This window comes from Devosia oryziradicis, assembly GCF_016698645.1.
Lineage (GTDB): Bacteria > Pseudomonadota > Alphaproteobacteria > Rhizobiales > Devosiaceae > Devosia > Devosia oryziradicis.
Window position 1 is genome coordinate 842,967 of the sequence record NZ_CP068047.1, and the last position, 22,090, is coordinate 865,056.

Below are 22,090 nucleotides of genomic sequence, written 5' to 3' on the forward strand. Positions count from 1 at the left end.
CGGACGGACATCCATGCCCATCAAGAAAATCCTCGTCGCCAACAGAAGCGAAATCGCCATCCGCGTGTTCCGCGCCGCCAATGAGCTCGGGCTCAAGACGGTGGCGGCCTATGCCGAAGAGGACAAGCTGGCGCTGCACCGCTTCAAGGCCGACGAGGCCTACCTGATCGGCAGGGGCAAGGGCCCGGTCGAAGCTTACCTGCAGATCGACGAATATATCCGCATTGCCCGCATCTCGGGCGCCGATGCCATCCATCCCGGCTATGGCCTGCTGTCGGAATCGCCGGAATTCGTCGATGCCTGCGAGGATGCCGGCATCACCTTTATCGGCCCGCGCGCCCAGACCATGCGCGACCTCGGCAACAAGGTCGCCGCGCGCAACATGGCGATCGCCTCCAACGTCCCGGTGGTGCCTGCAACCGAGGCGCTGCCCGACGACCCAGAAGAGATCAAGCGCCTGGCCGCCGAGATCGGCTACCCGCTGATGCTCAAGGCATCATGGGGCGGAGGTGGCCGCGGCATGCGCCGCATCATGGACGAGAAGACGCTGCTCAGCGAGGTGTCGGAGGGCAAGCGCGAGGCCAAGGCGGCCTTCGGCAAGGACGAGATGTATCTCGAAAAGCTGATCGAGCGCGCCCGCCACGTCGAAGTGCAGCTGATCGGCGACGACCACGGCAACCTGGTGCATCTGTTCGAGCGCGATTGTTCGGTGCAGCGCCGCAACCAGAAGGTGGTGGAGCGGGCGCCCGCGCCCTATCTCAGCGACGCCGTGCGCAAGGAACTGACCGATGCCGCCGTGCGGCTGGGCAATGCTGCCAACTATCGCGGCGCCGGCACCGTTGAATTCCTGATGGATGCCGATACCGACAAGTTCTACTTCATCGAGGTGAACCCGCGCATCCAGGTGGAGCATACCGTCACCGAGGAAGTGACCGGCATCGACATCGTCAAGGCGCAGATCCACCTGCTCGACGGCGCCGTGATCGGGACGCCGGAATCGGGTGTGCCGCTACAGGCCGATATCCGGCTCAACGGCAATGCCATCCAGTGCCGCGTGACGACGGAAGACCCCGAACAGAACTTCATTCCCGACTATGGCCGCATCACCGCCTATCGCGGTGCCACCGGCTTCGGCGTGCGGCTTGACGGCGGCACGGCGTATTCTGGCGCGGTCATCACCCGCTACTACGATCCGCTGCTCGAAAAGGTCACTTGCTGGGCGCCCTCGGCCGAGGAAGCCATTGCGCGCATGCACCGCGCCCTGCGCGAGTTCCGCATTCGCGGCGTCTCGACCAACCTGGCCTTCCTCGAAAACATCATCACGCACCCTGATTTCGTCGAGAACCGCTATACGACGCGCTTCATCGATACGACGCCCGAGCTGTTCAACTTCAAGCCGCGCAAGGATCGCGCGACCAAGCTCCTGAGCTACATTGCCGACGTGACGGTCAATGGCCATCCCGAGGTGCGCGACCGGCCGCGGCCGCCGGCAGAGGCGGCGGCGCCCGTCGTGCCCGAATTCCCGGCGCTTGCCGTGGTCGAGGGCAGCCGGCAGATACTGGATCGCGAAGGCCCGGCGGCCCTGGCCCGGTGGATGAAGCAGCAGAGCCGGGTGCTCTTCACCGACACCACGATGCGCGACGCGCATCAGAGCCTCCTCGCCACGCGCATGCGCTCGTTCGACATTACCCGCATCGCCCAAGCATATTCTCGCGGCATGCCGGGGCTTTTCTCGCTCGAATGCTGGGGCGGCGCGACCTTCGACGTTGCCATGCGCTTCCTCAACGAGGATCCGTGGGAGCGGCTGGCCAAGGTGCGCGAGGGTGCCCCTAACATCCTGACGCAGATGCTGCTGCGCGGCAGCAATGGCGTGGGCTACACCAACTATGCCGACAATGTGGTCAGGTTCTTCGTCAAGCAGGCGGCGGCCGGCGGGGTGGACATCTTCCGCGTGTTCGATTGCCTCAACTGGGTCGAGAATATGCGCGTGTCGCTCGATGCCGTCATCGAGGAGGGCAAGGTCGCCGAGGGCGTCATCTGCTATACCGGCGACGTGCTCGACCCCAACAGGGCCAAGTATGACCTAAAATACTATGTCGGGCTGGCACAGGAGCTGGAAAAGGCCGGCGCGCATGTGCTGGGCCTGAAGGACATGGCCGGGTTGCTCAAGCCTGCCGCGGCCAAGACGCTGATCGCGACGCTGCGCAACGAGACCAACCTGCCCATCCACCTCCATACCCACGACACGTCGGGCGCAGCGGCGGCCACCGTTCTGGCGGCGGTGGACGCGGGCGTCGATGCGGTCGACGCCGCCATGGATGCCCTTTCGGGTACCACGAGCCAGCCGACGCTGGGTTCGATCGTCGCGGCCCTGGCCGGTGGCGAACGTGATCCCGGGCTCGACGCCAAGGCGATCCGGCAGATTTCGTTCTATTGGGAAGCGGTGCGCACGCAGTACCGCGCCTTCGAGAGTGATCTCAAGGGCGGCGCTTCGGAAGTCTACCTGCATGAAATGCCGGGTGGCCAGTTCACCAATCTCAAGGAGCAGGCGCGTTCGTTGGGCCTTGAAACGCGCTGGCATGAGGTCGCCCAGACCTATGCAGACGTCAACCAGATGTTCGGCGATATCGTCAAGGTCACGCCATCGTCCAAGGTGGTGGGCGACATGGCTTTGGCCATGGTGTCGGCCGGGCTGACCCGCGCCGACGTGGAAGACCCCAAGCGCGACATCGCCTTCCCCGATTCGGTGGTCGGCTTCTTTGCCGGTGACCTGGGCCAGCCGCCCGGCGGCTTCCCGCAGGCGCTGCAGAAGAAGGTGCTCAAGGGCAAGCCGGCGCTGACCGATCGGCCCGGGTCCTATCTCAAGCCCGTTGATCTCGAAGCCGAGCGCAAGAAGATCGCCGATGAGGTCGGGCATCCGATCGACGATTTCCGCCTCGCGTCCTACCTGATGTATCCAAAGGTCTATTCCGACTTCGAAAAGACCCAGGATCGCTACGGCCCGACCGAGGCGCTGCCGACGCCGGTCTATTTCTATGGCCTGGAAGAAGGCGAAGAACTGCTGGTCGATATCGAGAAGGGCAAGACGCTGGTCGTCAACTATCTCGGCCGTGCCCCGACCAACGAGAAGGGCGAAGTACGGGTGTTCTTCGACCTCAACGGCCAGCCGCGCACCATTACCGTGCCCGACCGGCTCAAAGCCGGCGAGGTCAAGGTGCGTGCCAAGGCGGCGCCCGGCGATGCCAAGCAGGTCGGCGCGCCGATGCCGGGCGTGATTTCGACGCTTGCGGTCAAGGTCGGCCAGCAGGTAACGGCCGGCGACGTGCTCTGTTCGATCGAGGCGATGAAGATGGAAACCGCCATTCACGCCGAAATCGACGGCGTGGTGGCGGAACTGCTGATCAAGCCCGGCGACCAGATCGACGCCAAGGATCTGCTGGTCCGGCTGGAATAGGGGCGTCATGGCGGGGGAGGGTGACAGCATCGACGTAGCCGCCACCCGCCGTCGCATGCTGCTGACCGCCGCAGCCGTCGTGCCGGTGGCCGGGCTCGCCTGGTACGCACTCTATGCCCTGACGCCCGCCGTGCCGGGCGCGGAACAGCCAATCGACCGACTGGGTTTTGCGCTCGGTTGGATCGGCATGGCGACCCTGCTGACCCTGGTGCTGGGTGTAGAGGCGGTGGCGCATGAGCGGCTGTTCACCCCAGCGATCAATCCCCTGGCCGGCCAGGAATCCCCGCGCATGCGGATCAATCTGCGCTACCTGCAGAATACGCTCGAGCAACTGGCCGTCTTCGTTCCGGCGCTGCTGCTGCAGGCGTGGCAGGCGAGCGACGGGACCGAACTCCGCGCCGTGACGGCAACGGCGGTCGTCTGGATTGCCCTGAGGATGGTGTTCTGGATCGGCTACCATCGGGCGCCCGAACTGCGCACGCCGGGACTGATCGGCGCGGCGCTGGCCATGATGGTGCTTGCCATCGGCGTGGCACGCTTCGGCTACGACCTGGCGGGACCGGCAGGCGCGATCACGCCACTGGCGATATTCGGCGGCGTCGAAGCGTATCTGGTCTGGATCAGCGTCCGGGCGGGGCGCTAGAGCCGCCGCGCCTTGCCGTCGACGGTCTTGCCATACTTGCCGGCATAGGCACGGGCCGGCACCGGCAGGCGGCTGACGATCCAGCTGACCATCATGGGCACCAGGACGATGTCATCAACCCAACCCGCAAACGGGATGAGGTCGGGGATGATATCGATCGGATTGACCAGATAGAAGGCGACGAACAGGGTCGCGGCCTTGAGGTAAAGCGGGGTCTCGGGCGCGAAGAAAGCCTTCCAGAGCTGGACGACTTCCTTGCGGAAGAGGACGAGGCGAGGGAGGAGCATTTTCATCATGCGTGATACATGGTCCTCACGCGGCCTGGTTCAAGGCCGTGGCGATCACATGGGCATCACGTGAGCACGCCCCGGTCGCGCAGCAGTTTGACGATTGCCATGGCGTGACCATGGCCCAGACCATATTCGGCCTTGAGCCAGTCGGTGATCGGCGTGGCCTTGGTGCCGGGCTTGGTGAACCCCTTCTCGGTGGCGAGCTTGATGAAGCCGTCAGGCGTGACGCCAGTCTGCTTTTCGATGTTGTCGAGATAGGCCTGGAAGGACAATTGGTACGGCTCCTGGTGATGTCGCCCAGACGACGAGCCACGCCGCGTCGGTTCGACACAATCGAGAAACATTGCGTCGCTAGGATAGCAGGCTTATTTCTCCCTCAGAACCAGAGGATTTGTTGATGGCTGGCCCGGCAATGCGCAGGCAATCGGTTGGTGTGAATGTCGGCGGCGTCATGGTGGGCGGTGGCGCCCCGGTCGTCGTGCAATCGATGACCAATACCGATACGGCCGATATCGACGCCACGGTCAAGCAGGTGATGCAGCTGGCGCGGGCCGGGTCGGAAATCGTGCGCATCACGGTCGACCGCGACGAGAGCGCGGCGGCCGTGCCCATCATCCGCGACCGGCTGGCCTTCATGGGCTATGACGTGCCGCTGGTGGGGGACTTCCACTATATCGGCCACAAGCTGCTCACCGATCACCCGGCCTGTGCCGAGGCGCTGGCCAAGTATCGCATCAATCCGGGCAATGTGGGTTTCAAGGCCAAGCGCGACACGCAGTTTTCGACGCTGATCGACATTGCCAACCGCTATGACAAGCCGGTGCGGATCGGGGTGAACTGGGGATCGCTCGACGAAGAATTGCTGACCCGGCTGATGGACGAGAATGCGGCGTCCGCCGAACCGATCTCGGCCGCGGCCGTGCAGCGCGAGGCCATCATCCAGTCGGCCCTGCTATCGGCGCGCCGCGCCGAAGAGCTCGGCATGAACCGGGACAAGATCATCCTTTCCACCAAGGTGAGCGACGTCCAGCACCTGATCGCCGTCTACCAGGATCTGGCCGCGCGCTGCGATTATGCGCTGCATCTGGGGCTGACCGAGGCGGGCATGGGCACCAAGGGCGTGGTCGCCTCCTCGGCGGCGCTCGGCATCCTCTTGCAGCAGGGCATCGGCGACACGATCCGCATCTCGCTGACGCCGGAACCGGGCGGGGATCGCACCACCGAGGTCAAGGTGGCGCAGGAGCTGCTGCAGACCATGGGCTTCCGCCAGTTCCTGCCGGTCGTGGCGGCCTGCCCGGGCTGCGGGCGCACCACCTCGACCACGTTCCAGACGCTGGCCAAGGAAATCCAGGATCACCTTTCGACCTCCATGCCGGAATGGCGCGAGCGCTATCCCGGGGTCGAGACCCTGTCGGTGGCGGTGATGGGCTGCATCGTCAACGGGCCTGGCGAAAGCAAGCACGCCAATATCGGCATATCCTTGCCCGGCACGGGCGAAACCCCCGCCGCGCCGGTATTCGTCGATGGCGAGAAGGTAGCGACCCTGCGCGGCGCCGACGTGGCCGACCAGTTCAAGGTCATGGTGGCAGACTACATCGAGCGCAAGTTCGGCAGCGGCCAGAAGACCGCCGCCGAATAGGTTTATTCGGCCGGCGTCACGGCGACCGGGAGTTCACCGCCCACCTCGACCGCGCCGGTCTGCTTGTTGAACACGCAGATGATGCTGCCTTGGCCGCCGCTGGGAAATTCACCCGAGACGATGGCAAGGCCGAAGCTCTCGCTGCCGAACGGATCGACCACCGCCGATGGCTCGGTGAAGACACCCTCGGTTGCGGCAAGGCAGCCCTGCTCGACTTCGGCCGCAAACTCCTCCCATGCATCGCCGGAGGAGGCCATGGCACCCCCGATGCCGGCCAGAGTGATCGCGGTGACTGTGAGCGCTTTCAGCATGTCAGCTCCTGATTTATTGCGGCGAATCGTGCCGTATCAGGCTTTGCTAGCCTTCCATTCGGGCAATGGAAAGACACGGTCATAGGCCCAGTTGAAGACCAGTGCATAGCCCATGTAGAAAAGGGCAAAGGCGATATCCATCAGGAACGCCTGCCACAGCGAAATGCCCAGATAGAGGGCGATCAGTGGCATCAGCATGGCCAACAGGCCCAGCTCGAACAGCACGGCATGGGCAATGCGCAGCGGCAGCGACTTCAGCGTCGTGCCTGACAGTCGCGTCATGGCATGGTCGAAGCCCAGGTTGAACACGTAGTTCCAGGCCATGGCGACGGTGGCACTGCCGATGACGATGACGGCGCTGTCGCCGGCTTGCAGATGAAACACGAAGGCACCCAGCGGCGTCGCCAGCATGATACCGATGAGTTCAAAGCTGATGGCGTGGCGAATGCGGTCGGCGGTCTTGCGCATGGAAATCCCCATACTCACCGGGCCGTCCCGAACGATGCCCGATATGGGGGAGGCCGTCCTCGCGGGCTGGATATAGGCCAGGCGGGCGGCAGGGGCAAGGCTTACCCGGCGTCTCCAGGCGGCAGGCAGGCGTCGACCCATTTGTTGCCGCAGAGCTGGGCCAGGCGGTCGACCGGCAGGCGCACCGAAGCATGGGTGTCCCCACCGGCCGGTATCATCACGTCATAGACCTTGATGGATACATCGAGAAAGATCGGTAACGGCGCCGGCAGGCCGAAGGGGCAGACGCCGCCCACCGGGTGGCTGGTCAGGCGCAGGACGTCCTCGGCGCCCAGCATGCGCGGGCGGCCGCCGAAGGCGATCTTGGATTTCTGGTTGTCGAGCCGGGCATCGCCACGCGTCACCAGCAGGAATTCCTCGTCGCGCACGCGAATGCACAGCGTCTTGGCGATCTGGCCCGGTTCGACCCCGTGGACGGCAGCGGCGAGTTGGACGGTGGCGGTCGAGGCTTGGGTGACTTCCACCAGCAGATCAGGGGCGCGGGCAGCAAGGTCGGCTTGCACGGATTGAAGGCTCATCGGGCTCTCAGAACAGATCGGCGAGGCGGGTTTCGTATTTGAAGCGAGTCTTTTCACGGATGGGCGTGGTCAGGGCCCGGCGCATGAAGGCCGGGTCGATATCCTTGACCCCGTCGAGCGCCATCAGGTCACTAACGGTGACGCGTTCGCCCTCATAGGGTCGATAGTCCACGTCCATACCGGCCTGGACGGTGCCGGGTGTCAGCACGCGGCAATAGGCGCCCGGGCGGTTGGCGCGGTGGAATTTGCGCACCCACATCGGATCGCCCATGCGGGCGGCAAAGGTCATGCAGGGCGTGCGGTGATAGGTGACTTCGAGAACCGTCTCGCCAAGTTCGAACCGATCGCCGATGGCGATATTGCGGCCTTCGACGCCCGATATGGTCAGGTTCTCGCCGAAGGTGCCCGGTTCGATGGCGCGGCTAAGCTCGGTGGCCCACCACAGGTAGTCGTCGGCGAAGTAGAGGTAGATCGCCTGGTCGGCGCCGCCGTGATGCTTGCGATCGCAGATGGCGTCGCCCGCCATGCCGAGCCGGTCGATCCGGGCGCTGTCCACCGGCGTCTTGACGATGCCGGTCAGCGGCTTGTAGCCGGCTATATGCTGGGCCGTGCCGAGATTGACGCTGAGCAGGCGAGCCATGGTCAGTGCTCCCGGCTGGCAAAGTAGCGCACCGTGGCGCGCAGGCCATCGGCCTTGGGGCCAAAGGTGCGCAGGGACGAGAGCGCGTCGTTGACGGTCTGGGCCAGGCGGGCACGGGCGCCTTCGAGACCAAGTGTGGCCACCAGCGTCTGCTTGCCATGGGCGGCGTCCTTGCCGGTCGCCTTGCCCATCGCCTCCGAGGTTGCGGTTACATCGAGGATGTCATCGGCAAGCTGGAACGCGCGGCCGGCCGCTTCGGCATAGTGGGTCAGCACCGACAGGGCCCTGGCATCGGCACCACCGAGAATGGCGCCAAGGCGCACACTGGCGCGGATCAGGGCGCCGGTCTTCATGGCCTGCATGGTCGAGATATCTTCGGGGGATAGGCCCGCCTGTTCGCCCTCGATGTCCCGCATCTGCCCGCCCACCATGCCGCCGGCGCCCGAGCCGGCGGCGAGCTCGCTCACCAAGCGGATGCGCACTGATGGATCGGGATGGCAGGCGGGGTCGGCCAGGAGGGCAAAGGCATGGGTCAGAAGCGCATCACCGGCTAGAATCGCGGTGGCCTCGTCATAGGCCTTGTGCACGGTGGGGCGGCCGCGGCGCAGGTCGTCGTCATCCATGGCGGGCAGGTCGTCATGCACCAGCGAATAACAGTGGACCATCTCGACCGCGAGCCCGGCCGCCAGGGCTTGCGGCGCCGGTATGCCGAAGATCGCTGCCGCCTGGCGGACCAGCAGGGGCCGCAGCCGCTTTCCGCCGGCGAGGCTCCCATGGCGCATGGCGTCGACCAGGCGTGACGGCGACGGACCGGGGCCGGAAAGCGTGTTGCTGTCAAGCTGCTGCGCCAGCGCCGCTTCGACGGCCGCGGCGCAATCGGCGATGTCGGTGGAGAAATCGTACATGCGACGTTGCTAGCCGGTTTGATGGAGCACGGGCAAGGGCATGCGTGACGCCGCGGTGGGTGATGCGGCACCGTGGCACTTAACCCCGATGAAGTTTCATGCTTTCGCGGGCATGACGCGGTGGATAATGAAGGCACATGGCACGACGGCGCAAAACAAAGGGCATCTGGCGGATTCTCCGGCCCATCGCCTTTGCCCTTGCCGTCCTCGTCGCCATTCCCGTGCTGCTGACGCCGGTCTATCTGTTCGTCGATCCCGTTTCCGTGCCGATGCTGGAGCGCTATCTCACCGGGCGGCCGGTGGATCGCACATGGCGTGACATCGGCGATATTTCCGATCGGCTGAAGGCGGCGGTGATCCTGTCGGAGGACGGTCAGTTCTGCCGGCACTGGGGCGTCGACTTCGGCGCGTTGCGCGAGGAGGCGCAGAATTTCATCGATGGCAAGGAGGCGCGCGGCGCGTCCACCATCACCATGCAGGTGGCGCGGAACCTCTTCCTGTGGAACGGCCAGAGCCTTGTCCGCAAGGCACTCGAAGTGCCGCTGGCGCTCTATATCGACCTGGTGCTGCCCAAGCGGCGGATCATGGAGATCTATCTCAATATCGCCGAATGGGGCCCGGAAGGGCAGTTCGGCGTCGATGCCGGAGCGCGGCGTGCCTTCGGCATCGTGCCGGACAATCTCGACTGGTCTACCGCGACATTGCTGGTCACCGCCTTGCCCAACCCCATGCTGCGCCAGCCGGGAAGGCCCTCGGACGGCATGCTGCGCATCGCCGCCATCCTGAGGGATCGCGTGGCAGAATATGGCGAGCGGGCCAGTTGCGTCGGCGAGGGTGGCAGCTTGTCGCTCTAGGCGGCGGCCGCGTCGTCGTCGGCCAGCAAGGCGGCCAGCGCCATCAGCTGGCGGTCGCGAATCCCCAGCTCGTGCAGGTGCCTGGCGGTGTTGAGCACATAGTCGACATTGCGGCCCGAAAGGCCCACGCCTGCGCGCACCATGGCCAGCTGCTGGTCGAGCTCGAGATGGCCGGCGAACTGCTCGTGCCGTTCATCGACGAGGAATGCCAGGGCGCTGACCGTCCGCCCGTCAGCCAGCCGTACCGGGCGCATGACATCGCGATAGACCGAAGTGACCTGCTCGCGCTCCTGCAGATAGGCGTAAACGGCGGGCCATTCGGCAGCGGCGACTTCGAACACCATGCCGCGGCAGGAGCCGCCGCGCGTCAGGCCGAAGACCAGGCCGGGCCGCTCCACCGTGCCGCGATGGTGGTGGGAAACGATGGAGAGGCTGCGGTGGGCGCCGCGCAGCAGTCCCTGTTGTGCCGAGACATGCGGAAAGCCCGGATTCCAGATGAGGGACCCGTAGCCAAAGACCCAGTGCGTCGCGGTATTCGCCAAATCAGTCATCGCCATAACCTGAACAGAAACCTAGGCAAGCTTGCCGGCCAAGGCAATTGCCGCCGTGTCGATACCGGCCATGCGCGTTTCAGGCGACCCGGATTTGCCGGAGGAGCCGACGGGTGGCGGCGATGGCGCCGGCGCGCCGTCGCAGGTAAGAGTGCCGACCATGACAAAGCGAATCATTATTCTTGGCGGTGTGGTGGTGGCGGTCATCGTGCTGTGGAGCGCCGCCTGGCTGGCCCTGTCGGGCGTGATCAAGCAGAACATTGCGGCGCTGGCCACCGCCGATGGTGTCACGACGCCGAATGTGGCATGCGAAACGCTCAACGTAGGCGGCTTCCCGTTCCGCTTCGACGTCGATTGCGAGGCGGCGCGCATCGTCAGCGGCGATATCGTGGTCGATGTTCCCGGTATCCGTGCCAGCGTGCTGGTCTACCGGCCGTTCCAGCTCCGCCTTTCGGCGCTGGGTCCGCTGCAGCTGAGCGACAACTTTACCGGCACGCGCAATGCGGTGGCCTGGTCGGGGCTGGAAGCCAGCGTGCGGCTCGACAACTGGCGCATTGCGCGCGCCTCGGTGGTGGGCAATGACCTGGTGTGGAGCGACACGCTGTTCGGCAATGCCGTCATCGCGCAGAGCCCGCAGATCGAACTGCACCTGCTCGATATTCCCGAGCAGCACGACCCGGAGCGGCATCTGGCGGCGCTGGCGCTCTACGCACCGATCAAGAGCCTGGCCTGGCCAGGGCTGACGCTGACCGACACCAATGCCGAGATCCAGCTCGAGTTGACGGGCCTGCCCGATGACGTCCGGAACTGGGGCGACCCGGCGCTGCTGCGCAACCTGCAGCAGTCGGGCGGGACGCTGAAGGTGGTTGCCGTACACGGCACCGATGCGGCTTCGACGCTGGATGCGCAGGGCCAGTTGCAGCTGGATGCGCAAGGTCTGCTGGATGGCTCGATCGGCATCACCTCGACCGGGGTTGCCGAGCGGATCGGGCCGCTGCTCGAAGAGCCGTGGCGCACGCTGGTGCTGGGTACGCCGACGGCCGATGGCGCCCATGCCAACCAGCTCAATTTCCGCGCGGGCGGGGTGTTTTCGGGCCTGGTGCCGATTGCGGCGGTACCGCCGCTGTTCTAGGCGTCGTCTCCGCCGCCATGTTCGCGCACGAAGGGAATGGCGGGCGCGGGCGGGGCTTCGTGCGGGCGGCCGAAGTCGGCAGCGGCGGTTTCCTGGCCGGCCGAGATGATCGAACGGCGGATGGCGCGGGTGCGGGTGAAGATCGATTCGAGCGCCGGTCCATCGCCGGTTTCGACAGCCTTCTGCAGCACCGAGAGATCGCCCAGGAATCGTCCCAGCATTTCAAGGACGGCATCGCGATTGGTGAGGAACACGTCGCGCCACATCACAGGGTCGGAGGCGGCGATGCGGGTAAAGTCGCGGAAGCCGCCGGCGGAGAACTTGATCACTTCCGACTTGGTGACCGATTCCAGGTCATCGGCGGTGCCCACGATATTGTAGGCGATGAGGTGCGGGATGTGGCTGGTGATGGCGAGCACCATGTCATGGTGCGCCGCCTCCATGATTTCCACATTGCTGCCCATGCCTTCCCAGAAGGCCGCGAGTTTTTCGGCGTCGGCGGTCGAGGCGCCGGGCTGCGGCGTCAGGATGCACCAGCGGCCGGCAAAGAGTTCGGCAAAACCGGCGGCGGGGCCGGAATGCTCGGTGCCGGCAATGGGGTGGCCGGGGATGAAGCTGACCGTGTCGGGCAGGTGCGGCGCCACGACCTTGACCACATGCGCCTTGACCGAGCCGACATCGGAGACGATGGCGCCGGGCGACAAAGCGGGGGCAATGGCCTTGGCAATCTCCTCGTAGGCGCCGACCGGCGCGCAGAGGATGACGAGATCGGCACCGCGCACGGCTTCGGCGGCATCGAGCGTATAGATGTCGCCCAGTTCGAGGTCGCGGGCCTGGTCCAGAGTCTCCTGCTTGCGGGTAGCGATGGAGATGACCTCGACCAGGCCCTGCCGCCGCGCGGCGAGGGCGATGGACGAGCCGATGAGACCGATGCCGATCAGGGCAAGCTTGCGGAAGTGGACGCTCATGAAATCTTGCTCAATGCTTTGAGGATGCCGGCGACGCCGACCATGGCCTGTTCGGATCCGATGGAAATGCGCAGTCCGTTGTCGATACCATAGGAGGCGCCGATTTCGCGGACGATGAGACCGCGCTCGCGCAGTGTCTCGAAAGCCATGGCGGCCGAGGCTGCGTCGGCAAACAGCACCATGACGAAATTGGCCTGGCTGGGCACGACGCGCATGTAGTTGGACTGGAGTTCGGCTGTGAGCCAGTCGCGCCATTTGGCATTGTGCTCGCGCAGCCGCGCCGTGAACTCGACATCTCGGGTCGCGGCGGCGCCGGCCAGCTGGGCCGGCAGGTTGACATTGAACGGGCCGCGGATGCGATTGATGGCGTCGACCACATGGGGCGGGCCCACCATCCAGCCGATGCGCGCCGCGGCGAGGCCCATCTTGGAGAAGGTACGGACCATGACGACGTTCTGCGCCTCGCGAACGAGGTCGAGCCCGACCGAATAATCGGCGGCGGTGACATATTCGGCATAGGCGCTGTCGATGACCAGCAGGATATCGGGCCGCAAGCCGGCATGGAGGCGCCGCACTTCGGCATCGCTCAGATAAGTGCCGGTTGGATTGTTTGGATTGGCGAGCCAGACCACCTTGGTCCGATCGGTCACCGCCGCCAGCAGCAGGTCGACATCGGCGGTGTAGTCGGTTTCCTCGACCATGACGATCCTGGCGCCGGCCGCCTTGGTGATGATCGGATAGACCGAAAAGCCATAGCGGTTCATCACCGCCTCGTCGCCCTCGCCCAGATAGACCTGAGCCAGCAGGTGCAGCAGGTCGTCCGAGCCGTTGCCGCAGACGATAGCGTCAGGGTCGATGCCATGCACATCGCCCAAAGCGGTGCGCAGGAGCTTGGAGGACCCTTCGGGATAGATTTCGAGATGATCGGCAGCGGCGCGGAAGGCTTCCATGGCCTTGGGGCTGGCGCCAAGCGGGCTTTCATTGGCCGAGAGCTTGACCGCATTGCTGCCCGGGGCACCGGACTTGCCGGGCAGGTAGGGCGCGATGTCGAGAATGCCGGGCTGCGGAACGGGGCGGAGATCGTCGTCGGACATGAAGGGACGCCAGGGCGGAAAAACCGCGCGGACCATAGTCAAAGCGGGGGCGGAAGGCAAAGGGAGTTGAGTGCTTCAGCCCTGCCGGGCCGTCGCCGTGCTCAGGCCCGGAACGCGGACGAAGCGCTCCTCGCGCTTGCGGCGGGGCACGGCAGGGAAGGTTTCCTTGCGGGCACGCACGCAGATGACGCCGCTCATGGCGGGTCCGAAGAGGCGGCCGACCCGCTCGAAGAGGCGGGTCGATTTGAGCACAAGCGAGCTCTGGAAGGGCGGCAGGAACAGGCCGTCGCGCCAGGCTTCGGGGACGAAGCTGTGGTCGCGCAGCAGCTTGTCGAGCTGGCCGCCCGAATAGGGGTTGCCCGAGCCGAAGGGGGTATTGTCGCGCTGGGCCCAGATGCCCCGGCGGCGGGGCACGACCAGGATCAGCTGGCCATTGGGGGCGGTGACGCGCCAGAGTTCGCGCATCAGCTCCTCGGCATCGGCGACATGCTCGATGGCGTGGATGGCGATGGTGAGGTCGATGGCGGCGTCGGTCAGCGGCATTTCGAGCGGGTCGCACAACACCGTGTGCGACGGACCCTCGCGCGGCCAGGCCGAGGCGCCCTGTCGGGCCGGCATGAAAGCCAGCACCCGCTCGGCCTTGTCGAGCGTGAAGCGCAGATAGGGGGTGGCGAAGCCGAGGCCCAGCACGCGCTTGCCCGTCACGTCTTCGGCCAGGCCAATGACCTGTTCGCGCACCAAAGCGCGCGAAATGCGGCCGAGCGGCGACTTGTAATAGGCAATCAGGCGGGTGACATCGGCGGTCATGTGCGCAACTTTGCCGCTTTCCCAAGGACTTGTCCAACAGCCGGTTGTCATGTGGAACGGGCATGCCTAGCTTTCAAGCGCAGTTGTCAAAGGAGTGCCGCTCGTGAGTCTGATCGTCGATGTGTTTCCCGCCCGGAGCGATAATTTCGGCTACCTGGTGCATGACACCGCCACGGGGCGCACGGCCGCCATCGACGCGCCCGAGACGGCCGCGATCAAAAATGCCCTGGTGCACCGTGGCTGGACCCTGACCGATATTTTCATCACCCACCATCATATCGACCATGTGGAGGCCATTCCCGAGCTCAAGGCCGAGTTTGGCGCGCGGGTGGTCGGGCCGCGCGGCGAGGCCGACAAGATCGCCGATCTCGACGAGCTGGTGGCCGGTGGCGACACGGTGAGCCTGGGTGAGACCACATTCGACGTCTATGACGCGCCGGGCCATACGCTGGGCCACATCGTCTTCCACGACCGCGCAGGCAAGCACCTGTTCACCGCCGATGCGCTGTTCTCCCTGGGCGTGGGCCGCATGTTCGAGGGTACGCCAGGCCCGATGTGGGAGGGGGTCAAGGCGCTGCGCGCGCTGCCTGATGATACGCTGGTCTATTGCGGGCACGAATATACCCAGAGCAATGCCAGGTTCGCGCTATCCATCGACCCCGACAATGCCGCGTTGCAGAAGCGGTCGGCCGAGGTGACGGCCCTGCGCGAGGCCGGGCGGCCGACGATCCCGTTCCTGCTGGGCGAGGACAAGGCGGCCAATCCGTTCCTGCGGGCCGACGATCCGGGCCTGGCGCGGCATTATGGGCTCGAGGGCGCCGACCCGGCCGAAGTCTTCGCGGCCATCCGGAAGGGCAAGGACAACTTCTAACCATGTCCAAAAAGCTGACATTCAAACCGGTAACGGCGAAAACTGTCGGCGATTTCGAAGACCTGTTCGGGGCCAGGGGCGGCCCCAACTGGTGCTGGTGCATGGCATTTCGCGCTACATCGGCAGAACTCAAGGACGCCAAGGGCCCGGCCCGCAAGCAGCAGATGCTGGACCGGATCAACGGTGGCGTGCCGGTGGGCCTGATCGGCTATAGTAGCGGCACGCCCGTGGCCTGGGTGTCGGTGGCACCCAAGGAGACGTTCCAGAAAGGCCTGGGCGGGATCGAGGATAATGGCAAGGTGTGGTCGCTGACCTGCCTGTACATCGATCGCGATCACCGAAAACAGGGCCTGACCGCGCAGCTGATCGCGGCCGCCGCCAGACACGCCAAAAAGCACAAGGCCGAGATCCTTGAAGCCTATCCCGTGGATCCCGATTCTCCCAGTTACCGCCATATGGGATTCGTGCCCGCCTTCAAGCGCGAAGGCTTCACACCGGCGGGCCGCGAAGGCACGCGGCGGCACATCATGCACCTGGCACTTTAACCATCACCCGCTTTGGGAGCGGAAAGCGTTAACAAAACGTTAGCATCTGGCACACGGATTGCCCCTAATGGGGCATAGGGCCAGATGGGTTGTCTCATTTCGAGACAGACTGGCCCGCTTCGAGACAAGCGAGGCGCAATTGGCCAGTTCTGAAACACCCTCCGCAGGTCTGCCCGTCCTGGTCGGGACGCCGCGTCCGCGTCCTTCGCTGTTGCGCAATCCGACCGCCGCGGCTTTCGTCAGCCAGTTGCTGGCCGAGCGCCACAACCTGGCGCCGCAGCGCGCCCGCCGGCGCGGCAGTGCAGAAGGCGCCATCGGGGCTTATGCCGATGGCGCCAGGGTTGCGGTCAAACGCATGCCGGCCGGTTATCGCACCAGTATCGAGGCCTAGCCGCTAGTGGCCCGCAGTCATATCGCGGGTGGCTGAGGTGATGGACATGGTGAAGCCGGCGACCACGTCGATCAGCGCCATGACCAAGAGGATGAAGAACACCGTGCTCGAGGCAGCGCCGAGCAGCAGGAATTCCACCAGGATCACCACGAAGACGATCATCGAGAGCATGTGCTCGACGATCGAAACCGAGCCGATGCGGGTCGACTTCAGCAGTTCGAAGAACAGCAGGATGAGCGAGCCGATGATCAAGAGGTCGCCCACCGAGACGGCCCATGGCACGCCCGACACCATGGCGATGTTGAGCACGGTATTGTTCCAGCCGGCCGGGTTGCCGCCCAGGAACAGGAAAACCACCACGTTGTAGATCAGGAACGGGATGATCAGCAGCGGCGGAATGAACGGCCCGCTGCGGCGCGGCGTGGCCCCGACGGGTGGCACATAGACGTGTTCGACCAAGGTGAGCTCTCCTGTTCCCTGATGCGTGGACCATGCCAGATTGGCGCGGCGGCGCAAAGGTCTAGGCGCGTCCGGATGAACAGGGGCTGAGCGGCGTTCTTACCTCGCCCCTCCGGGGAGAGGTCGGCGCGCAGCCGGGTGAGGGGTGCGGTCCAACAACGGGGAGAATGCCCGAGCATCGCACCCCTCACCCTAGCTTTGCCAGGTCGCTGCGCTCCCGGCGGCGCTACCCCTCTCCCCAGAGGGGCGAGGGGCGCAGACTGCGGGGATGGTGTCGACGGAAAGACTACTTCTTGAGCTTGAGCGGACCGACCATCTGTTCGGGTTTCACCTCGGCGTCGAATTCCTCGCCGGTGAGAAGCCCCAGTTCGATGGCGGTTTCGCGCAGCGTCGAGCCGTTCTTGTGGGCGGTCTTGGCGATCTTGGCGGCGTTGTCATAGCCGATCTTGCGGTTGAGCGCGGTGACCAGCATCAGCGACTGGTCGACCAGCTGCTTGATGCGCTTGCGATCGGGCTCGATACCGACCGCGCAGTTGTCGTTGAAGCTCTTGGCGCTGTCCGCGAGGAGCCGCACCGACTGCAGGAAGTTGTAGGCGATGACGGGCTTGAAGACGTTGAGCTCGAAATTGCCCTGCGATGCGGCAAAGCCGATGGCGGCGTCATTGCCCATGACATGGGCGACCACCATGGTCATGGCTTCGGACTGGGTCGGGTTGACCTTGCCCGGCATGATCGAGGAGCCGGGCTCGTTTTCCGGAATGGTGATTTCGCCAAGGCCCGAGCGGGGGCCCGAGGCCAGCCAGCGCACGTCGTTGGCGATCTTCATGAAGGCGGCGGCGAGTTGCTTCAGCGCGCCCGAGGTGCCCACAAAGGCGTCGTGGCCAGCCATGACGGCATATTTGTTGGGGGCGGTGACGAAGTCGTGGCCGCTGAGGGTGGCGATCTCCTTGGCCACGGCCACGGCATAATCAGGGTGGGCATTGAGGCCCGTGCCGACGGCCGTGCCGCCCAGCGCCAGTTCCTTGAGCTGGGGCAGGGTGGCCTTGATGGCCTTGACCGCCAAATCGATCTGGGCGACCCAGCCGCTCATTTCCTGGCCCAGGGTCAGCGGCGTGGCGTCCTGCAGGTGGGTGCGGCCGATCTTGACCACATCCATGAATTCCTCGGCCTTGGCGTTGAGCGTATCGCGCAGCAGCTGGACGCGCGGGAAGAGGTAGTTCTCCAGCGCCTCGACGGCGGCGATATGCATGGCCGTGGGATAGGTGTCGTTGGACGACTGGCTCATATTGACGTGGTCATTGGGATGCACGGGTTTCTTGGAGCCCATGGTGCCGCCCGCCATCTCGATGGCCCGGTTGGAGATGACCTCGTTGACATTCATGTTGGACTGGGTGCCCGAGCCGGTCTGCCAGACCACGAGAGGGAAGTGATCGGCCAGCTTGCCCGAGATCACCTCGTCAGCCGCGGCGACGATCAGGTCGCGGGTCGTTTCGTCGAGCAGGCCCAGCTTGTGATTGGCCAAAGCCGCGGCCTTCTTGAGGACGCCGAAGGCGGTGACGATCTCGGTCGGCATCTTCTCGCCGCCGATATCGAAATTCATCAGGCTGCGGGCCGTCTGCGCGCCGTAATACTTGTCGGAGGGGACCTCGATGGTGCCCATGGTGTCCGATTCGACGCGCGTGCTCATTGCATTCTCCGGTGCGGCGCCGCTGCCGCGGCGAACAAAACAAAACGGCCGGTCCCAAGCGAGACCGGCCGTCCAATATCAGATCGACGCAGGCGCGCCAAACAGCCTTTCGGCTTATTTCTTGACGTCGAGAACCTGGCGACCGCGATACATGCCGGTCTTGAGGTCGACGTGATGCGGGCGGCGCAGCTCGCCCGAATCCTTGTCTTCAACATAGGATGCGCTGGCAAGAGCGTCGGCCGAGCGGCGGAAGCCGCGCTTCATCGGCGAGGTCTTTCGTTTTGGCACTGCCATGGTCGGTACTCCGAATTCAATATCGTTGCGCCGCCAGAGCGGCCCAGAGACTTCATCTCTGAAGGGATTGGTGGGCTCTATAGAGGAAGAGCGCGGGGTTGTGAAGGGGGTTGTGCGCGGAGTCGACAAGCGCAAGTGCCGCCTCGCCCACAATCGGTGGTCCTCTCACTTGACGTCACCCTCGGGCTCGACCCCAGGGTGTTGCACCTTCTTGATCCGGCAAGTGAAGAGCCTTCGGGTCAAGCCCGAGGGTGACGTCCGGTGTATGGGGCTACATATGCCGCAAACGGCAGTCCCTAAGCCGCCTGCATGGACTGGGCCGGTTCGGCGCCTTCAAGATCCCAGATAGTGGTGAGGCGTTCGGCGGCGGCGCTGGGGGTGAGCAGGCGGAAGACGCGGTCGGCGCAATCAAGCGCCAGGCGGAACCGGCTGCGGCTCATGGCATCCCCAACCAGCTCACCGGTCGAGCCAACCCAGAGCACGTGGTTGCCCTTGGCAATGAGGTAGAGATCGGCGTCGGCCATGGCGAAGCGCTCGAGGCTTTCGCTGACCAGGCCATAGGCCTGTCCGGAGCGTCCGAGCCATTTGCTGATCCGGCCGAAGCCATGCGTCAGGATCTTGTTCTCGGTAATGCCAGCCATCGCGCCATCCCCATAGCGTTCGTCAAACAAGAACAAAAATAGAACAAAATGCAGAAGGCGTCAAGCCGTCCCCTGCCTGACCTCTAGATGTATGGGCCTTTTCGCGCTTTGGGTCAATATATAGTATTCAAGCACTATTCCGTGCCTGACGGAGAGCGTCGAGGCGGGCGCGCAGCTTGGTATCGACGGGGCGCGAAAGACCATGATCCTCAGCTTGGAGAATGAGGGCATCGGACTCCGATTCGATGGCTTTTTTGAGTCGCTCCATGAATACGTCGGCGGGAAGACCGGCTTCGATGGGGGCGAGGAACCTGGCCTGCGCCGTGCCGGGCCAGATGATCAGGCTGTTGCGGCCCCAGAACAGGCCGGAATTGAGCGCGACCGGCACGACGGGGACGTTGAGCTCAAGATAAAGCCGCGCAATGCCCTGGCGGTAGTCGGCTGGGGCCAAGGGCGCCTTGCGGGTGCCCTCGGGGAAGATGACGATGCGGCAGCCGCGATCGATGGCGGCGTGCGCCTGCTCCATCAGCAGCGGGATCGCCTCGGCGCCCTTCTTGCGGTCGACCTCGATGCAGTCCAGCGACCGTGCCGCCGGGCCGAAGAAGGGGATGTCCATCAGCTCCTTCTTGACGATATAGGCGGGGCGACCGGTATGGGGGAAAATGGCGAAGACGTCCCAGTCGCTCTGGTGCTTGGCCGCGATGATGCAGCCGCCCGCGGGGATGTTCTCCTCGCCGGTCACGTCGGTTTTGACGCCCGCCAGGACGCGCAGGTAGACCAGGTTGGACCGGCACCAGAATTTGGCGAGGGCCCAGCTTGCCGGGGTGCGACCGGCGATCATGGCAATGATGCCGACGATGATCGCCACCACGGCCGTCTGCCCGATGAAGACCAGATAAAACAGTGCGGTGCGCACTGCCTGGACGATTGCCATGAACCTCTCCCACGGCCTGCCACCGTTTTGAAGCGTCATAGCGGGCTAACGCCGGCTTGGCGAGGGCGTTCCCCGGAATGGAGGTGCTCACGTACCCCTGTACGCTCCGCTCCGGTTCTGGAAGCCCCGCCCTTCTCGGCTCGCCTTGACGCGAGCCCCGACACTCCGGGCTAGGAGGTCTCGTTGAGAAAGCGCCGGACGGTGACGCGCGAGGTTATGGCCGTGAGGGCGGCGATGACGGGAACGACGGCCAGGATGCCGACGATGCCATCGATCCCCAGGGCAAAGCGGCCGAAGAGGACGCCGACCTGCGCCCCCGCCTCGCTCGAGAGCATGTTGCCGGCGGCGGTGCCGATGAGGGTGAAGAAGAGCAGCGACGCGACCGTGCCGAGCAGCCCGCCCTGGAGGCCGATGGAGAGGAACCGGCCCTGGAATTCGCCGGCAATGAAGCGGTTGGACGCGCCGATATAGTGCAGGACGTCAACAATCTCGCGATTGGTCGCCATGGCGCCGCGGGTGGCAAAGACGATGGCCAGAACCGTGGCGGCCCCGATCAGCACCAGGACGAGCAGGCCCGACAGGACGATGGTTCCGGCCATGGTGTTGAGCTGCTGGCGCCAGGCGGCGTGCGTGTCCAGGCTGGCACCCTTGACGGCAGCAAGGTTGCGCCCGAGGCCCTCGATATCGGCCTCGACCGGATCGGCCAACTGGACGACGACCAGGCGCGGAATTTCAATGGCGGTGAGATCCAGGCCGGTGCCCAGCCAAGGCTCGAGCAACTGCTGGCTTTCCTCGATGGTGAGGGCCCGTGCCGAAGCGACGCCCGGGGTGGCCTCGGCCAACGACACGGCGGTGCGCAAATTGCTGTCCATCACCTCGCCCTCGACCGGGCGGAGCTGGATCGTGACCTCGCGACCCACATCGGCCGACCAGGCGATGGCCGACTTCTGCACCAGCACCACCCCGCCCAGCGTCACCGCGGAGAGAAAGCTCATGATGGTGATCAGCAGCAGCAGGGTGCGGCCGGCAACGCTTTTTTCGGGAACGATGGGGGCAGCGCCCTTGCGAGAAGGCAGGAGGCCCAGGACGCGCTCAATCATGGATCACCAACTCGCCCTTACTGAGCAGCATGCGCGGGTAATTGAACTTGTCGAGCAGCGGCAATTCATGCGTGGCCAGGATGATGGTCATGCCCAGGGTGCGGTTGAGTTCGGCGAACAGGTGCACGAGGCGGCTGGAGAGATCAGGGTCGACATTGCCGGTCGGCTCGTCGGCCAGCAGGATCTTGGGCCGGGCAATGACGGCGCGGGCAATGGCAGCGCGCTGTTTCTCACCGCCCGAAAGCAGCGAGGGCAGGGCGTTCATGCGTTCGCCCAGACCCACCCATTCGAGCAGTTCGGTAACGTTGGGGCGGTATTCGCTCTCGGCCTGTCCCAGGACGCGCAGTGGCAGCGCGACGTTCTCGAACGTGGTCAGGTGGTCGAGCAGGCGGAATTCTTGGAACACGATGCCGATATGGCGCCGCATCTGCAGCAGGCGATCCTGGCTGAGATTGCTCACATCCTCGCCAAACATGGTGACGCGGCCGCGCGAGGGCTTGAGCGAGAGCAGCAGCAAGCGGAGGAGGCTGGTCTTGCCGGCGCCTGAGGGGCCGGTCAGGAAATGGAACGAGCCCGGCTCGACCGAAAAGGTCAGATCGCGCAGGATTTCCGGCCCGTTGCCGTAACGCAGCCCGACATTGGAAAACTCGATCAAGAACGGCGGCTCCCCGAATGGTCCGCGCCAACGCGAATCAGGTGTCGAGCGCATCATAACAGCCCAGCGGAGCCGATGCGCATGGTCGTGTCCTTGGCGGCACGAAAGCGGCACGAATGTGGTGGATTGCTGCTGCTGTTTGAATGGTTTGGGGAGTTTTAACCCCCAGCCTCTAGGGT

Annotated in this window: 27 protein-coding genes; 8 read left to right on the forward strand and 19 right to left on the reverse strand. The window is 65.0% G+C overall.

Annotated elements, in window-relative coordinates:
* Positions 1 to 13: 13 nt before the first annotated feature.
* Both pyc and JI749_RS04210 read left to right on the forward strand, forming a co-directional pair.
* A complete protein-coding gene (pyc, locus tag JI749_RS04205; RefSeq protein WP_201659588.1) occupies positions 14 to 3,454 on the forward strand; it encodes a pyruvate carboxylase in 3,441 nt (1,146 codons plus the stop codon).
* Positions 3,455 to 3,461: 7 nt separating this feature from the next.
* On the forward strand, positions 3,462 to 4,097 hold the full coding sequence (locus tag JI749_RS04210) for an MAPEG family protein (protein ID WP_201659591.1): 636 nt from the start codon (positions 3,462 to 3,464) through the stop codon (positions 4,095 to 4,097).
* Here the strand turns inward: JI749_RS04210 and JI749_RS04215 are convergent.
* Positions 4,094 to 4,393 (reverse strand): YkvA family protein, encoded by a 300-nt coding sequence (locus tag JI749_RS04215; protein ID WP_201659594.1) that lies wholly within the window; start codon positions 4,391 to 4,393, stop codon positions 4,094 to 4,096. The genes JI749_RS04210 and JI749_RS04215 overlap by 4 nt on opposite strands.
* A gap of 56 nt (positions 4,394 to 4,449) precedes the next feature.
* Positions 4,450 to 4,659, reverse strand: a complete 210-nt coding sequence (locus JI749_RS04220) for a DUF4287 domain-containing protein (protein WP_201659597.1) — start codon at positions 4,657 to 4,659, stop codon at positions 4,450 to 4,452.
* Positions 4,660 to 4,784: 125 nt separating this feature from the next.
* On the opposite strand from JI749_RS04220, the gene ispG reads away from it, so the two are divergent.
* A complete protein-coding gene (gene ispG / locus JI749_RS04225; protein ID WP_201659600.1) occupies positions 4,785 to 6,026 on the forward strand; it encodes a flavodoxin-dependent (E)-4-hydroxy-3-methylbut-2-enyl-diphosphate synthase in 1,242 nt (413 codons plus the stop codon).
* Between the two features lie 2 nt (positions 6,027 to 6,028).
* Here ispG and JI749_RS04230 read toward each other — a convergent pair whose 3' ends face one another.
* The 5 genes from JI749_RS04230 to JI749_RS04250 form a co-directional block, all read right to left on the reverse strand.
* Positions 6,029 to 6,337: a hypothetical protein gene (locus JI749_RS04230; RefSeq protein ID WP_201659603.1), complete on the reverse strand. Its 309-nt coding sequence runs from the start codon at positions 6,335 to 6,337 to the stop codon at positions 6,029 to 6,031.
* Positions 6,338 to 6,373: 36 nt separating this feature from the next.
* Complete coding sequence (locus tag JI749_RS04235) at positions 6,374 to 6,805, reverse strand: PACE efflux transporter (protein ID WP_201659607.1); 432 nt, start codon at positions 6,803 to 6,805, stop codon at positions 6,374 to 6,376.
* A 101-nt stretch (positions 6,806 to 6,906) separates the two neighbouring features.
* Positions 6,907 to 7,383: a YbaK/EbsC family protein gene (locus tag JI749_RS04240; protein ID WP_201659610.1), complete on the reverse strand. Its 477-nt coding sequence runs from the start codon at positions 7,381 to 7,383 to the stop codon at positions 6,907 to 6,909.
* Positions 7,384 to 7,390: 7 nt separating this feature from the next.
* Positions 7,391 to 8,023 carry an MOSC domain-containing protein gene (locus JI749_RS04245; RefSeq protein ID WP_201659613.1) on the reverse strand — a complete coding sequence of 211 codons (633 nt, stop codon included), beginning with the start codon at positions 8,021 to 8,023 and terminating at the stop codon, positions 7,391 to 7,393.
* Positions 8,024 to 8,025: 2 nt separating this feature from the next.
* Positions 8,026 to 8,928 (reverse strand): polyprenyl synthetase family protein, encoded by a 903-nt coding sequence (locus tag JI749_RS04250; protein WP_201659617.1) that lies wholly within the window; start codon positions 8,926 to 8,928, stop codon positions 8,026 to 8,028.
* 137 nt (positions 8,929 to 9,065) lie between these two features.
* Between JI749_RS04250 and JI749_RS04255 the strand changes: the two genes are divergently transcribed.
* On the forward strand, positions 9,066 to 9,782 hold the full coding sequence (locus JI749_RS04255; protein ID WP_201659620.1) for a transglycosylase domain-containing protein: 717 nt from the start codon (positions 9,066 to 9,068) through the stop codon (positions 9,780 to 9,782).
* Here JI749_RS04255 and JI749_RS04260 read toward each other — a convergent pair.
* Together JI749_RS04260 and JI749_RS04265 are read right to left on the reverse strand one after the other, a co-directional pair.
* Positions 9,779 to 10,333 carry a gamma-glutamylcyclotransferase gene (locus JI749_RS04260; protein ID WP_325166757.1) on the reverse strand — a complete coding sequence of 185 codons (555 nt, stop codon included), beginning with the start codon at positions 10,331 to 10,333 and terminating at the stop codon, positions 9,779 to 9,781. The genes JI749_RS04255 and JI749_RS04260 overlap by 4 nt on opposite strands.
* A 21-nt stretch (positions 10,334 to 10,354) precedes the next feature.
* Positions 10,355 to 10,495: a hypothetical protein gene (locus JI749_RS04265; protein ID WP_201659626.1), complete on the reverse strand. Its 141-nt coding sequence runs from the start codon at positions 10,493 to 10,495 to the stop codon at positions 10,355 to 10,357.
* Between JI749_RS04265 and JI749_RS04270 the strand changes: the two genes are divergently transcribed.
* Positions 10,494 to 11,465, forward strand: a complete 972-nt coding sequence (locus JI749_RS04270) for a DUF2125 domain-containing protein (protein WP_201659629.1) — start codon at positions 10,494 to 10,496, stop codon at positions 11,463 to 11,465. The two genes, JI749_RS04265 and JI749_RS04270, sit on opposite strands and share 2 nt — an antisense overlap.
* Here JI749_RS04270 and JI749_RS04275 read toward each other — a convergent pair.
* From JI749_RS04275 to JI749_RS04285, 3 genes are all read right to left on the reverse strand, one after another.
* Positions 11,462 to 12,433 (reverse strand): prephenate/arogenate dehydrogenase family protein, encoded by a 972-nt coding sequence (locus JI749_RS04275; protein WP_201659632.1) that lies wholly within the window; start codon positions 12,431 to 12,433, stop codon positions 11,462 to 11,464. The two genes, JI749_RS04270 and JI749_RS04275, sit on opposite strands and share 4 nt — an antisense overlap.
* On the reverse strand, positions 12,430 to 13,527 hold the full coding sequence (gene hisC / locus JI749_RS04280) for a histidinol-phosphate transaminase (RefSeq protein ID WP_201659637.1): 1,098 nt from the start codon (positions 13,525 to 13,527) through the stop codon (positions 12,430 to 12,432). Before hisC ends, JI749_RS04275 begins: the two co-directional genes overlap by 4 nt.
* A 75-nt stretch (positions 13,528 to 13,602) precedes the next feature.
* Positions 13,603 to 14,334 (reverse strand): class I SAM-dependent methyltransferase, encoded by a 732-nt coding sequence (locus JI749_RS04285; RefSeq protein ID WP_201659640.1) that lies wholly within the window; start codon positions 14,332 to 14,334, stop codon positions 13,603 to 13,605.
* A gap of 103 nt (positions 14,335 to 14,437) precedes the next feature.
* On the opposite strand from JI749_RS04285, the gene gloB reads away from it, so the two are divergent.
* The 3 genes from gloB to JI749_RS04300 all read left to right on the forward strand — a co-directional run bounded on the left by gloB (position 14,438) and on the right by JI749_RS04300 (position 16,141).
* Positions 14,438 to 15,205 carry a hydroxyacylglutathione hydrolase gene (gene gloB, locus JI749_RS04290; protein ID WP_201659643.1) on the forward strand — a complete coding sequence of 256 codons (768 nt, stop codon included), beginning with the start codon at positions 14,438 to 14,440 and terminating at the stop codon, positions 15,203 to 15,205.
* 2 nt (positions 15,206 to 15,207) lie between these two features.
* Positions 15,208 to 15,750 (forward strand): GNAT family N-acetyltransferase, encoded by a 543-nt coding sequence (locus JI749_RS04295; RefSeq protein ID WP_201659646.1) that lies wholly within the window; start codon positions 15,208 to 15,210, stop codon positions 15,748 to 15,750.
* Between the two features lie 139 nt (positions 15,751 to 15,889).
* Positions 15,890 to 16,141, forward strand: a complete 252-nt coding sequence (locus JI749_RS04300; protein WP_201659649.1) for a hypothetical protein — start codon at positions 15,890 to 15,892, stop codon at positions 16,139 to 16,141.
* Between the two features lie 3 nt (positions 16,142 to 16,144).
* On the opposite strand, the gene JI749_RS04305 is transcribed toward JI749_RS04300, so the two are convergent.
* From JI749_RS04305 to ftsE, 7 genes are all read right to left on the reverse strand, one after another.
* Positions 16,145 to 16,600: a hypothetical protein gene (locus tag JI749_RS04305; RefSeq protein ID WP_233280856.1), complete on the reverse strand. Its 456-nt coding sequence runs from the start codon at positions 16,598 to 16,600 to the stop codon at positions 16,145 to 16,147.
* A 286-nt stretch (positions 16,601 to 16,886) separates the two neighbouring features.
* Positions 16,887 to 18,287: a class II fumarate hydratase gene (fumC, locus tag JI749_RS04310; RefSeq protein ID WP_201659652.1), complete on the reverse strand. Its 1,401-nt coding sequence runs from the start codon at positions 18,285 to 18,287 to the stop codon at positions 16,887 to 16,889.
* Between the two features lie 114 nt (positions 18,288 to 18,401).
* Positions 18,402 to 18,581 carry a 50S ribosomal protein L32 gene (rpmF, locus tag JI749_RS04315; RefSeq protein WP_201659655.1) on the reverse strand — a complete coding sequence of 60 codons (180 nt, stop codon included), beginning with the start codon at positions 18,579 to 18,581 and terminating at the stop codon, positions 18,402 to 18,404.
* 296 nt (positions 18,582 to 18,877) lie between these two features.
* Positions 18,878 to 19,222: a hypothetical protein gene (locus JI749_RS04320; RefSeq protein WP_201659658.1), complete on the reverse strand. Its 345-nt coding sequence runs from the start codon at positions 19,220 to 19,222 to the stop codon at positions 18,878 to 18,880.
* A gap of 127 nt (positions 19,223 to 19,349) precedes the next feature.
* Entirely contained in the window at positions 19,350 to 20,156 is an 807-nt protein-coding gene (locus tag JI749_RS04325) for a lysophospholipid acyltransferase family protein (RefSeq protein WP_201659660.1), read from the reverse strand.
* Positions 20,157 to 20,326: 170 nt separating this feature from the next.
* Positions 20,327 to 21,256 carry a cell division protein FtsX gene (locus JI749_RS04330; protein ID WP_201659664.1) on the reverse strand — a complete coding sequence of 310 codons (930 nt, stop codon included), beginning with the start codon at positions 21,254 to 21,256 and terminating at the stop codon, positions 20,327 to 20,329.
* Positions 21,249 to 21,911, reverse strand: coding sequence for a cell division ATP-binding protein FtsE (gene ftsE, locus JI749_RS04335; protein ID WP_201659667.1), 663 nt, complete (start codon positions 21,909 to 21,911; stop codon positions 21,249 to 21,251). Before ftsE ends, JI749_RS04330 begins: the two co-directional genes overlap by 8 nt.
* Positions 21,912 to 22,090: the final 179 nt, after the last annotated feature.

Coding starts and splice junctions, on each gene's coding strand:
- pyc (WP_201659588.1), top strand. CDS start 14: ATGCCCATCAAGAAAATCCTCGTCGCCAACAGAAGCGAAATCGCCATC.
- JI749_RS04210 (WP_201659591.1), top strand. CDS start 3,462: ATGGCGGGGGAGGGTGACAGCATCGACGTAGCCGCCACCCGCCGTCGC.
- JI749_RS04215 (WP_201659594.1), bottom strand. CDS start 4,393: ATGATGAAAATGCTCCTCCCTCGCCTCGTCCTCTTCCGCAAGGAAGTC.
- ispG (WP_201659600.1), top strand. CDS start 4,785: ATGGCTGGCCCGGCAATGCGCAGGCAATCGGTTGGTGTGAATGTCGGC.
- JI749_RS04230 (WP_201659603.1), bottom strand. CDS start 6,337: ATGCTGAAAGCGCTCACAGTCACCGCGATCACTCTGGCCGGCATCGGG.
- JI749_RS04235 (WP_201659607.1), bottom strand. CDS start 6,805: ATGCGCAAGACCGCCGACCGCATTCGCCACGCCATCAGCTTTGAACTC.
- JI749_RS04240 (WP_201659610.1), bottom strand. CDS start 7,383: ATGAGCCTTCAATCCGTGCAAGCCGACCTTGCTGCCCGCGCCCCTGAT.
- JI749_RS04245 (WP_201659613.1), bottom strand. CDS start 8,023: ATGGCTCGCCTGCTCAGCGTCAATCTCGGCACGGCCCAGCATATAGCC.
- JI749_RS04250 (WP_201659617.1), bottom strand. CDS start 8,928: ATGTACGATTTCTCCACCGACATCGCCGATTGCGCCGCGGCCGTCGAA.
- JI749_RS04255 (WP_201659620.1), top strand. CDS start 9,066: ATGGCACGACGGCGCAAAACAAAGGGCATCTGGCGGATTCTCCGGCCC.
- JI749_RS04260 (WP_325166757.1), bottom strand. CDS start 10,333: ATGACTGATTTGGCGAATACCGCGACGCACTGGGTCTTTGGCTACGGG.
- JI749_RS04270 (WP_201659629.1), top strand. CDS start 10,494: ATGACAAAGCGAATCATTATTCTTGGCGGTGTGGTGGTGGCGGTCATC.
- JI749_RS04265 (WP_201659626.1), bottom strand. CDS start 10,495: ATGGTCGGCACTCTTACCTGCGACGGCGCGCCGGCGCCATCGCCGCCA.
- JI749_RS04275 (WP_201659632.1), bottom strand. CDS start 12,433: ATGAGCGTCCACTTCCGCAAGCTTGCCCTGATCGGCATCGGTCTCATC.
- hisC (WP_201659637.1), bottom strand. CDS start 13,527: ATGTCCGACGACGATCTCCGCCCCGTTCCGCAGCCCGGCATTCTCGAC.
- JI749_RS04285 (WP_201659640.1), bottom strand. CDS start 14,334: ATGACCGCCGATGTCACCCGCCTGATTGCCTATTACAAGTCGCCGCTC.
- JI749_RS04295 (WP_201659646.1), top strand. CDS start 15,208: ATGTCCAAAAAGCTGACATTCAAACCGGTAACGGCGAAAACTGTCGGC.
- fumC (WP_201659652.1), bottom strand. CDS start 18,287: ATGAGCACGCGCGTCGAATCGGACACCATGGGCACCATCGAGGTCCCC.
- rpmF (WP_201659655.1), bottom strand. CDS start 18,581: ATGGCAGTGCCAAAACGAAAGACCTCGCCGATGAAGCGCGGCTTCCGC.
- JI749_RS04320 (WP_201659658.1), bottom strand. CDS start 19,222: ATGGCTGGCATTACCGAGAACAAGATCCTGACGCATGGCTTCGGCCGG.
- JI749_RS04325 (WP_201659660.1), bottom strand. CDS start 20,156: ATGGCAATCGTCCAGGCAGTGCGCACCGCACTGTTTTATCTGGTCTTC.
- JI749_RS04330 (WP_201659664.1), bottom strand. CDS start 21,256: ATGATTGAGCGCGTCCTGGGCCTCCTGCCTTCTCGCAAGGGCGCTGCC.